Source organism: Burkholderia sp. Ac-20379 (assembly GCF_017104645.1).
Classification (GTDB): domain Bacteria; phylum Pseudomonadota; class Gammaproteobacteria; order Burkholderiales; family Burkholderiaceae; genus Burkholderia.
In genome coordinates this window covers 1-10,649 of sequence record NZ_JAAGPF010000262.1, presented here as the reverse complement: position 1 = coordinate 10,649, position 10,649 = coordinate 1, and the positions used below count along the sequence as shown (strand labels likewise).

Below are 10,649 nucleotides of genomic sequence, written 5' to 3'. Positions count from 1 at the left end.
CAGCCGCCGCGCGCGCTCGATCAGCAATTCGCCGATCGCCGACGGCCGCACGTTGCCGCGCGTGCGCGACAGCAGCGGCGCGCCCACCCGCGCTTCGAGTTCCGAAATATGGAGGCTGACGGTGGGCGGCGCGAGGTGCAGCGATTGTGCGGCCGCGGCGAACGATCCGAGGTCGGCGATCGCGATTAGCGTACGGAGACGGTCAAGACTGATTTCGCGCATGACGGAAAAACCTACATTCAGAAAATATGAATCTCGTCGTCGCGAAATTCAACTTTTCCAAGTGTAGCGCGAGCGCGATGATCGGTCATGCCGTCGATCGGCGACGGCGTTCCGAGCCGCGACGTGTTCGCGGTCACCACGCGCAATCAAGGAGCATCACGACATGAGCGGACCCATCGTTTTCATCGACGGCGACCAGGGCACCACCGGCCTGCAGATCCACGAACGGCTGCGCGGCCGCACCGATTTGCGGCTGGCCACGCTGCCCGCCGCCGACCGCAAGGATCCGGCGCGGCGCGCGGCCGCCATCAACGAATGCGACATCGCGATCCTGTGCCTGCCCGACGCGGCGGCGCGCGAATCGGCGGGTTTCGTGCGCAACCCGTCGGTGCGCGTGATCGACGCCAGCTCGGCGCATCGCACCGATCCGGCCTGGGTGTACGGTTTCCCGGAAATGGACGCGGCGCAGCCGGGCCGGATCGCCGCGGCGCGGCGCGTGACCAACCCCGGCTGCTACCCGACCGGCGCGGTCGGGCTGCTGCGCCCGCTGATCGAGCATGGCCTCGTGCCGGCCGATTACCCGGTGGCGATCCACGCGGTGTCGGGCTATTCGGGCGGCGGCCGCGCGGCGGTGGACGCGCATGAAAGCGGCGAGGGCAACGCGCCGGCGCTGCGCGTGTACGGGCTCGGCCTCGCGCACAAGCATCCGCCGGAAATCGCGCGCCATGCGGGCCTCGCGCACCGACCGCTGTTCGTGCCGTCGTACGGCGCATACCGGCAGGGCATCGTGCTGACGATCCCGCTTGAAACGCGGCTGCTGCCCGCGGGCGTGGACGGCGCGCGCCTGCATGCGGGCCTCGCGCGCCACTACGACGGCGCGCGCCACGTGCGCGTGCTGCCGGCCACGGCGAGCCAGGATGTCGCCCAGCTCGATCCGCAGGCGCTGAACGGCACCAACGACATCGAATTCGGGGTGTTTTCGAACGACGAGCACGGCCACGTGTTGCTGACGGCCGTGTTCGACAATCTCGGCAAGGGCGCATCGGGCGCGGCGGTGCAGAACCTCGACCTGATGCTGGCGGCGCTCGGCTGAGCGCGGGAGCGGGGCGGCGAACGCGCCCCGTTATCGAGCGATGCAACGAAGGCGCGGGCGGCCCCCCGCTCGCGCCGGACGCGGCAAGGTCAGGCCGCTTCGGACTGCGGCGCGCAAAGCGCCGGATCGAGATCGAGCGCGGCGAGCGTCTGCGCATCGATGTCGATCCAGCAGGCCACCACCATGCGGCCGTCGATCGATTCGGGCGCCCCGGCCCGGTGGGCGTGCACGCCGATGCGGCGGAACAGCCGCTCGATGCTGCAGAACGTCACGCCGATCAATTGTTTCGCGCCGCGCCGCGCGGCGCATTCCACGGCCGCCGCCAGCATCGGCCGCACCGACCAGGCCAGGCTGTTGCCCTCGGCGCCATCCTCGGCGCTGGCCGCGAAACGCGACAGTTCCCAAACATCGGACGAGCGCGGCGCCGGCATGTCCTCGGCCAGCAGGTGCGGGAAGATTTCCTGCAGCAGATAGGGCCGGGTGGTCGGCAGCAAGCGGGCACATCCGCAGATCGCCTCGCGTGCGTCGCGCGCAAAGACATAAACCGTATCGTCGCGATCGTATTGATCGCGCTCGAATTGCGCGTCCTCGCTCGGCAATTGCCAGCCGAGCTGTTCGACAAAGACGCGATAACGGTACGACCCCAGTTCGGCCGCGAGCTGGGGGGAAAGTCGGCCTGCCTCGTGTACGTAAGTCTGCATGGTGTCCTCGTGGTTATTCCGATTGGAATGGGCGCATTACAGCGCGCGCTCCGAGGACCGGTAACTGCTATTCCTGACAGGCCGTACCGGTGCGCAAAGGTTTGCGCGCCGGATGTGTTTCAATAACGAGATTGCGTTGCGGGCCGAGTTGAACCGAAAATGCAAACGTTGCGTGTTTTGCAACAGATCCGGCGATAAAGTGTCGCCGGATGCACGTGTTGTCAGATTGAAAGGCGGATGCCCGAAGCGGGCGATACGGGGCCGGCCGCGAGCGCGCCGGTGACGGTCGTGGCCCAGTCGAATGTGCTCAGACAGGTGACGAGTGCGGAGGCGGTGGCGTGCATGCCGATGTCAGCGCCGAAGCGGTCGACGCCCATCAGGTTGCTGCGCACGTCGTCCCAGGCGATCAGGCAGCGGCCGGCGGCGGGCTCGCGATACCAGTCCCAGCCGATCGTCAGCAGTGCGAAGCCCGGCGATGCGGCGCGGCGCCATTCGGTGAAGCCGGCGAATTCGGCGGGCAGGCCTTCGGCGCGCAGTTCGGCCGACAGCGTGGGGTCGAGCCCCGACGCGACGTGTTCGAACGCAAGCGACGCAAAGGCATGCAGCGGCAGGCGGACGTAGCCGTCCGCCGACGGTGCGCAGTACGGATGAAGCAGCGGGGGTGTCATGCGCGGCAATGTATCAAGCCTGAGACCCGGATGTAACCTAGCAAGAATGACAGCGTGGAAGCTGTGGGAGAGATGATGGAACTACGCTGGCAGGATGCCTACCACCAGTTCAACGCGGCCGAGAACGAGCAGCAGCTGTTTCAGCAGATCTCGGCGTATTCGCGCCGGATCGGTTTCGAATACTGCTGCTACGGCATTCGCGTGCCGCAGGCCGGCGCGCAGCCCGTCGTCGAGATCTTCGACACCTATCCGGCGGGCTGGATGGCCCACTATCAGGCGCGCAACTACATCGAGATCGATCCCACCGTGCGCGACGGCGCGCAAAGCCCCAACCTGATCGTCTGGCCCGACGTGGACACCGCGGAGGAGCCGGCGCTGTGGCGCGATGCGCGCGATTTCGGCATGTCGGTGGGAGCGGCGCAATCGGCCTGGGCCGCGCGCGGCGTGTTCGGACTGCTGACCATCGCGCGCCGTTCCGACCGCCTGACGCCGGCTGAGATCAACAGCCTGACGCTGCAGGCCAACTGGCTCGCGAACCTGTCGCATTCGCTGATGGGCAAGTTCCTGGTGCCGAAGCTGTCGCCGTCGTCGTCCGTGACGCTGACGCGGCGGGAGCGCGAAGTGCTGGCGTGGACCAGCGAGGGCCGCACCGCGAGCGAGATCGGCGATCAGCTCAATATTTCCGAGCGCACCGTCACGTTCCACATCAACAACATCCTGGCCAAGCTCGGCGCCGCCAACAAGGTGCAGGCCGTGGTCAAGGCGATCGGCCTGGGCCTGATCGAAACGCCCTGAGCGCGGGCGGCGGCGCGCCGCCCGGCGCGTCGCTCATTCCATCAGCGGCTCGGCTTCCTTCGCCGTCCAGCTGACGCTGGAAATACTCTTCTCCATGCTCATCCGGCTCGCGATCTGCTCGAGCTTCGGCTGATCCTTCGGATGCAGCTTCAGCGTGGCCGTCACCTTGATGCGCTCGGGCGCGCCGTCTTCGTGCACGTCCTCGCTCGTCAGGCTCTGGAACGACAGTGGCTTCGCATACATCGAGTTCGACAACTGGGTGCGCACGTGGATCTCGTCGGCGGCCAGGCAGATCACGGTGATCTGGTATTCGCGGATCAGGTCGGCGTTCGACACCGGCGTGGCGTTGATCGCGTGGCTGAGCGCGCGCAGCACCGTGTTGACGGCCAGGATCACCACCGTGCCGGCCAGCGCGGGCACGTACAGGCCGCTGCCCGCGAGCACGCCGACGGCGGCCGAGCACCACAGCGTGGCCGCCGTGTTGATGCCCTGGATCGCGCCTTTCTCGCGCATGATCACGCCGCCGCCCAGGAAGCCCACGCCCGACACGACGTAGGCGGCGATCTGCGTGATGCCCGCCACGCCGTTGCCGGTCATCACGCCGAGCGTGACGAACAGGCACGCGCCGCAGGTGACGAGCGTGATGGTGCGAAGGCCGGCGGTGCGCTGGCGCATCTGGCGTTCGATGCCGATCGCGACGCCGCAGGCGAACGCGGTGAGCAGGCGGAGGATGAATTCGACGGTCATGTGTGCAAGGCCTGGCTGGGGGCCGCGCGCGGGCCGGCATCGAACCGGCTGCATGCGGGCAACCCGTAACGATACCGCGCGGCAGGCGGCCGAATGTGAAACAAGGATGACGCACGCCGCGCAACCGGACGCGGCGTCAGCCAGGCAGGCTGCGGGCGTTCAGGCGGCGCGGCGTTGCGCGGCGGGTTCGCGGCAACTGTCCACGGAGATTCCTTCGGAGAACGGATCGGCGCGATTCTAGCAGGCAAGGCGGCGCGCCGGGCGGCAGTTTTCGCAGGCATGGGCAAGCGCCCTCGGGCAAGCCCGATTCGCGCGCCGCGCCGCAGATTGGGCACAATGAGGCACCCGCCACCGCCCGATCCGGCCATGCTGCTCAAAACCCTGCTGCGACGCCTCGACCTCACCACGCTGCAACTGTTTCTCGCCGTGCACGAGGAGGGCACGCTCACGCGCGCGGCCGAGCGCGAGGCGATCGCCGTCTCGGCCGCCAGCAAGCGCCTGCTCGAACTGGAGCAGGTGGTGGGCGCGGCGCTGTTCCAGCGCAACGCGCGCGGCATGACGCTGACGCCGGCCGGCGAGACGCTGCTGCACCATGCGCGGCGCGTGATGCGCGACATCGAGAACATCGGCGCCGAGCTGGCCGGCTACGCGAGCGGCGTGCGCGGCTACGTGCGGATGTCGTCGAACCTGTCGGGCATCGTCGAGTTCCTGCCCGAGGATCTGCGCGCGTTCCAGGCCGAGCACGAGCGCGTCAAGCTCGATCTGGAGGAGCGCCCGAGCGGCGGCGTGGTGGAGGCGGTGGACGACAGCCTGGTCGAGATCGGCATCTGCTCGGAGGATGCCGACACGCGCGCGCTGCATGTCGAGCATTACCGCCACGACACGCTGGTGATCGTCGCGCGCCCCGACGATCCGCTCGCCGCGCACGACAGCCTGCCGTTCGCGGCCACGCTCGACAGCGATCACGTGGGCCTGCACGTCTCCAGCTCGATCAACATGCGCACCCATCTCGCGGCGCGCCAGGCCGGCCGCCCGCTGCGGCTGCGGATCCACGTGCCGGGCTTCGACGCCGTGTGCCGGATGGTGCAGGCCGGGATGGGCGTGGGCGTGCTGCCTCGCAAGGTGTACGAACTGATGGGGCGGCCGCTCGGGCTCGCCGCGATCGGCCTCGACGACGATTGGGCGCGCCGGCGGCTGGTGCTGGTGGTGCGCGAGGTGGCGGCGCTCTCGCCCGTCGGCCGGCTGCTGTTCGAGCACCTGCGCACCATCGAGGCCCGCGAAACCGAGGCGCCGCGCCACGATTGACGCACCGCGCAGCGTTCGCGAACGGCGAACGCTGCTTGGCGAAATGCGGTTGGACGTTCGCCGCCCGGCAACCCTACGCTGTGCTCCATCAAGATTCGAACCGGAGACAGCAAGATGAGTGGCCCGCTCCACGGGATTCGCGTGATCGAAATCGGCACGCTGATCGCCGCCCCGTTCGCCGCCCGCCTGATGGCGGAATTCGGCGCCGACGTGATCAAGATCGAAGCGCCCGAAACCGGCGATCCGCTGCGCAAATGGCGCAAGCTGCACGAGGGCACCTCGCTCTGGTGGTATCTGCAATCGCGCAACAAGCAATCCGTCTGCGTCAACCTGAAATCGCCCGAAGGCGTCGAGATCGTCAAGCAGATGGTGGCCGAAGCCGACGTGCTGATCGAGAACCTGCGCCCCGGCGCGCTCGAAAAGCTCGGCCTCGGCTGGGACACACTGCATGCGCTGAACCCGAAGCTGACGATGGTGCGCATCTCGGGCTACGGCCAGACCGGCCCGTATCGCGATCGCCCCGGCTTCGGCGCGATCGGCGAGGCGATGGGCGGGATCCGCTACACCACCGGCGAGATCGACGGCGCGCCGGCGCGCGTCGGCGTGAGCCTCGGCGATTCGCTGGCTTCGCTGCACGGCGTGATCGGCGCGCTGATGTCGCTGCTGCGCGTGAAGACCGGGCAGGGCGAGGGGCAGGTGGTGGACGTGTCGCTGGTGGAGAGCGTGTTCAACCTGATGGAAAGCCTGGTGCCCGAATACGACCTGCTCGGCCACGTGCGCGAGCGCAGCGGCGGCGCGCTGCCGGGCATCGCGCCGTCGAACACCTACCGCACCGAAGACGGCGCGTTCGTGGTGATCGCCGGCAACAGCGATCCGATCTTCCGCCGCCTGATGCACACCATCGGCCGCCCCGATCTGGCCGACGATCCGGCGCTCGCGCACAACGACGGCCGCGTCGGGCAGACCGCGATGCTCGACGCCGCGATCGCCGCCTGGACGTCCCACCATTCGATCGACGACGTGCTGGCCGCGCTGGAGCGCGCCGAGGTGCCGTCGGGCCGCATCTATTCGGTGGCCGATATCGTCGGCGATCCGCATTACCGGGCGCGCGACATGCTGCTGCCGGCCACGCTGCCGGGCGGCGCATCGGTCGCCATGCCGGGCATCGTGCCGAAGCTGTCGGACACGCCGGGCGGCATGCACTGGCCCGGCCCGGCGCTCGGCGAGCATACGTCCAGCGTGCTGGCGGGGCTCGGCTACGGCGAGGACGAAATCGCGCGGCTGCGCGAGCAGGGAGCGGTGCAATGAGCGCGTCGGAGATGTTGATCGTCCAGGAAGTCGCGCCGCGCGACGGGCTGCAGATCGAGCCGCAATGGGTCGAGACGGCCGACAAGATCGCGCTGATCGACGGCTTGTCCGCGCTCGGTTTCACGCGCATCGAGGCCGGCTCGTTCGTGTCGCCGAAGGCGATTCCCGCGCTGCGCGACGGCGACGCCGTGTTTCGCGGCATGCGCCGCGCGCCGGGCGTGACCTACGTGGCGCTGGTGCCGAACGCGAAGGGCGCCGAGCGCGCGCTGGCCGCGCGGGCCGACGAGCTGAACCTCGTGATGTCGGCGAGCCAGACCCACAACCGCGCCAACCTGCGCATGAGCTGCGAGACCTCGCTGGCCGGCTTCGGCGACATCGTCGCGCAGGTGCGCGGCGCGGCCGTCTCGCTCAACGCCACGGTGGCCACCGCGTTCGGCTGCCCGTTCGAAGGCCGCATCGACGAGGATCGCGTGCTGCGTATCGTCGACGCGTATCGCGAGCTGGGCATCGCGGGCATCACGCTGGCCGACACCACCGGCATGGCGAACCCGCGCCAGGTCGCGCGGGTCGTCGCGCGCGTGCTCGAACGCGTGCCGGCCTCGGCGCTGACGCTGCACTTCCACAACACGCGCGGGCTCGGCCTCGCCAACGTGCTGGCCGCCTACGAGGCGGGCGCGCGCCGCTTCGACGCCGCGCTCGGCGGCCTCGGCGGCTGCCCGTTCGCACCGGGCGCGTCCGGCAACATCTGCACCGAGGATCTCGTCAACCTGTGCGACGAGATCGGCGTGCCGACCGGCATCGATCTGGCCGCGCTGATCGCGCTGTCGCGCACGCTGCCGGCGCTGGTCGGCCACGCGGTGCCGGGGCAGGTGGCCAAGGCCGGCCGCAACGCCGATCTGCATCCCGCGCCCGATTACGTGGCCGGGATCGCCTGAGCCGGCGGCGCCGGATCGCCACGCAATATCCAGCAGTCCTCATTCACCAAATCGACCGGGCGGCACGCGCCAGCCCGGCCTGGAGACAAGCATGACAACCCACAGCGCAATCGCAACGGAGGCGCGCGCCGCCAGCGGCGAATCCGGCATTCAGGTGATCCGCAAGGTCGCATGGCGGCTCATGCCGCTGATCATGATCTGCTATCTGTTCGCGTTCTTCGACCGGATCAACATCAGCTTCGCCAAGTTCCAGTTGCAGGGCGATCTCGGCCTGTCCGACACCGCCTACGGGCTCGGCGCCAGCCTGTTCGTGATCGGCTACGTCTTGTTCGAAGTCCCGAGCAACCTGTTCCTGTATCGCGTCGGCGCGCGGCGCTGGATCGCGCGGATCATGATTTCGTGGGGCGTCGCGACCACCGCGATGGTGTTCGTCCACACCGAATGGCAGTTCTACGGGCTGCGCTTCGTGATCGGCGCGATGGAGGCGGGCTTCGCGCCGGGCGTGCTCTATTACCTGACGCTGTGGTTTCCGCCGAGCCATCGCGGCCGCATCACGTCGATGCTGTTTCTCGCCTCGGCGTTCTCGGGGCTGGTGGGCGCGCCGGCCGCGGGCCTCGTGCTCGGCCATCTGAACGGCGCGCTCGGCATGCCGGGCTGGCACTGGCTGTTCCTGCTGGGCGGCGTGCCGTGCATCGGGCTGGGCCTGCTGGTGCTCACGCAGTTGAAGGATCGCATCGACGACGCGCACTGGCTGTCGGGCGGCGAGAAGGCCTGGCTGTCGGGGCAGATCGCGCAGCAGAGCCGCCATCCGCAGGGCGGCCACTCGCTGGCCGGCGCGCTGAAAACGCCCGGCTTCCTGATGCTCGGCCTTGTCTACTTCCTGATTCAGATCGCGTCGTATGGCCTGAATTTCTGGGCGCCGCACCTGATCCGCACGGCCGGCACGCACAACCCCACGCTGATCGGGCTGCTGACCTCGGTGCCGTATATCGCCGGCGCGATCGCGATGGTGGCGGTGGGGCGGCTGTCGGATGCGAGCGGCGAGCGCCGCAAGTATGTGGCCGGCTTGCTGACGATGGCCGCGCTCGGCTTCTTCGCGGCGGGCTTCTTCGACCGGCAGACCACGCTGCTCGTGATCGCGCTGGCGGTGATGGGCGCGGGCGTGGTGGCCTCGATTCCGGCGTTCTGGGCGCTGCCGCCGAAGCTCGTGACGGGCGCGGGCGCGGCGGCCGGCATCGCGCTGATCAATACGCTGGGGCAACTGGGCGGGATCGTCAGCCCGGTGATGGTGGGCCGGGTGCGCGACCTGACCGGCTCCACCACCCCGGCGCTCTATGCGATCGGGCTGCTGAGCCTGATCTGCGCGGGGCTGGTGTGGTTCGCGCTGCCGGCCTCGCTGCGCGAGCGCGACGGGCGCATCGCAGGCTGAGGCCGGCCTGGCCGTGCAAACGACGCGGGGCGCGCCCTGCGTCGTTCGCAACCGGCCACGCCGTCAGAACATCACGGCGATGCCGACCATGCCGACGAACTGCGATTTCGTCGACGAGGCCGTGAACTGCTGCGAATCGCCCACGGCGGGCGCGGCCGCGACGATGTCGCCCGCGCCCTTCGCGCCGAGCGTGTTGCCGCCGGCGTGCTGGTAGGCCTGCACCGCGTAGAGGATCGTGCGCTGCGACAGGTTGTACGCTTCCTTGAGCGACACCTGGTGATAGCGCGCGGCGTTCGAGATGCCGTTGGCCTTGGACGCCGTGGTGTACGAATAGCCGCCGCCCACCGAGAACACCGGCGTGAAGCGGTACACCGCGATCGCGCCGTAGGTGTTGAAGATCGCCGTGTCGGTGAACGCCGATTGCGCGCCGGGCAGGTATTTCACGTTCGAGTAGTTCAGGCCCAGCAGCAGGTTGCCGAACTTGTAGTTGCCGGACGCCGCCACGTGCTGCACCGCGCGCGCGGTCAGATAGCCCTGGTTCAGCACCGAGGTGGCGAAGCTCGCGCTCGGCGCGATGCTCGGGTTCGAGAACCCGGCCGGCTGGCCCGAGCTGTTCATGCGCAGGTAGCCCACCGCCATGCCGAGCGGCCCGTTCGCATAGCGCAGCGCGGCGCTGATCGTGTCGCCCTTGCCGGCGCTGCCGGGAATGCCGCTCAGGCCCATCATCGCGCTCGCGGTGAAGCCGCCGACGGTCGGCGACGTGTAGGTCACGCTGTTGTTGATGCGCACCGTCGTGTCGAGGCCGTCGATGTCGCCCGGGTGCGCGCCGGTCGCGCCGGTCAGCCAGTTGCTCGAATCGTAGGCGCCCACGAACAGGTAGTACGGCGTGTACTGGCGGCCCGCCGTCAGCGTGCCGTAGCGGTCGTTCTGCAGACCGACGAAGGCCTGCCGGTTGAACAGCGTGCCGGCCGAGGCCTGCGCGCCGGTGTTCAGGTTGAAGCCCGCCTGCAGGTCGAAGATCGCCTTGGTGCCGCCGCCGAGATCCTCGTTGCCGCGCAGCCCGAACTTCGACGCATACAGGTTGCCGTCGCGCAGGTACACGTTCGAATGACCGTTCTGGTTGTTGACGTAGGTGAGCGCGTTGTCGGCGACGCCGTACAACGTGACGCTGCTCTGGGCGAGCACGGGGCCGGCGGCCAGCGCGGCGGCGGTAGCGAACAGCGTGCGGCCGAGCGCAAGGCGGGTGGACATGGGTGTCTCCTGAAAAGGATCGCGGATGATACACATCCGCTGTTGTGATGAATAGCCCGTCGATCGTGCGACGCCGCCTGTCGGGCGGCAGGCGGCGTCGTGTGCGGTGGTGTCGCCGAGGCGCGCGCGGGTGCGCCGCGCGCGGCGGCGGCGCTTATGCGGGCAGGGCCAGCGTCAGCGTGCGCCAGCGGCCGT

Annotated in this window: 11 protein-coding genes; 6 read left to right on the top strand and 5 right to left on the bottom strand. The window is 69.1% G+C overall.

The features are described from left to right. A partial coding sequence (locus G3N92_RS25295; protein ID WP_206130332.1) for a LysR family transcriptional regulator occupies positions 1 to 222 on the bottom strand: 222 nt, incomplete at its 3' end. 163 nt (positions 223 to 385) lie between these two features. On the opposite strand from G3N92_RS25295, the gene argC reads away from it, so the two are divergent. Further along, a complete protein-coding gene (argC, locus tag G3N92_RS25290; protein ID WP_206130331.1) occupies positions 386 to 1,315 on the top strand; it encodes an N-acetyl-gamma-glutamyl-phosphate reductase in 930 nt (309 codons plus the stop codon). Between the two features lie 89 nt (positions 1,316 to 1,404). Here the strand turns inward: argC and G3N92_RS25285 are convergent, their stop codons facing one another. Together G3N92_RS25285 and G3N92_RS25280 are read right to left on the bottom strand one after the other, a co-directional pair. Then, positions 1,405 to 2,016 carry an acyl-homoserine-lactone synthase gene (locus tag G3N92_RS25285; protein WP_206130330.1) on the bottom strand — a complete coding sequence of 204 codons (612 nt, stop codon included), beginning with the start codon at positions 2,014 to 2,016 and terminating at the stop codon, positions 1,405 to 1,407. A gap of 221 nt (positions 2,017 to 2,237) precedes the next feature. Beyond that, complete coding sequence (locus tag G3N92_RS25280; RefSeq protein WP_206130329.1) at positions 2,238 to 2,684, bottom strand: DUF4902 domain-containing protein; 447 nt, start codon at positions 2,682 to 2,684, stop codon at positions 2,238 to 2,240. A 75-nt stretch (positions 2,685 to 2,759) separates the two neighbouring features. On the opposite strand from G3N92_RS25280, the gene G3N92_RS25275 reads away from it, so the two are divergent. Further along, entirely contained in the window at positions 2,760 to 3,479 is a 720-nt protein-coding gene (locus G3N92_RS25275) for an autoinducer binding domain-containing protein (RefSeq protein ID WP_206130333.1), read from the top strand. Between the two features lie 33 nt (positions 3,480 to 3,512). Here the strand turns inward: G3N92_RS25275 and G3N92_RS25270 are convergent, their stop codons facing one another. Beyond that, entirely contained in the window at positions 3,513 to 4,226 is a 714-nt protein-coding gene (locus G3N92_RS25270) for an MgtC/SapB family protein (RefSeq protein WP_206130328.1), read from the bottom strand. A 366-nt stretch (positions 4,227 to 4,592) separates the two neighbouring features. Here G3N92_RS25270 and G3N92_RS25265 point away from each other — a divergent pair, with 366 nt between their 5' ends. The 4 genes from G3N92_RS25265 (at position 4,593) to G3N92_RS25250 (ending at position 9,203) form a co-directional block, all read left to right on the top strand. After that, complete coding sequence (locus G3N92_RS25265; protein ID WP_206130327.1) at positions 4,593 to 5,531, top strand: LysR family transcriptional regulator; 939 nt, start codon at positions 4,593 to 4,595, stop codon at positions 5,529 to 5,531. A gap of 114 nt (positions 5,532 to 5,645) precedes the next feature. Beyond that, positions 5,646 to 6,839 carry a CaiB/BaiF CoA-transferase family protein gene (locus tag G3N92_RS25260; RefSeq protein ID WP_206130326.1) on the top strand — a complete coding sequence of 398 codons (1,194 nt, stop codon included), beginning with the start codon at positions 5,646 to 5,648 and terminating at the stop codon, positions 6,837 to 6,839. Further along, positions 6,836 to 7,774, top strand: a complete 939-nt coding sequence (locus G3N92_RS25255) for a hydroxymethylglutaryl-CoA lyase (protein WP_206130325.1) — start codon at positions 6,836 to 6,838, stop codon at positions 7,772 to 7,774. Before G3N92_RS25260 ends, G3N92_RS25255 begins: the two co-directional genes overlap by 4 nt. Before the next feature lie 91 nt (positions 7,775 to 7,865). After that, positions 7,866 to 9,203 (top strand): MFS transporter, encoded by a 1,338-nt coding sequence (locus G3N92_RS25250; RefSeq protein WP_206130324.1) that lies wholly within the window; start codon positions 7,866 to 7,868, stop codon positions 9,201 to 9,203. A 63-nt stretch (positions 9,204 to 9,266) separates the two neighbouring features. Here the strand turns inward: G3N92_RS25250 and G3N92_RS25245 are convergent, their stop codons facing one another. Beyond that, positions 9,267 to 10,454 carry a porin gene (locus G3N92_RS25245; protein WP_206130323.1) on the bottom strand — a complete coding sequence of 396 codons (1,188 nt, stop codon included), beginning with the start codon at positions 10,452 to 10,454 and terminating at the stop codon, positions 9,267 to 9,269. Between the last annotated feature and the right edge of the window lie 195 nt (positions 10,455 to 10,649).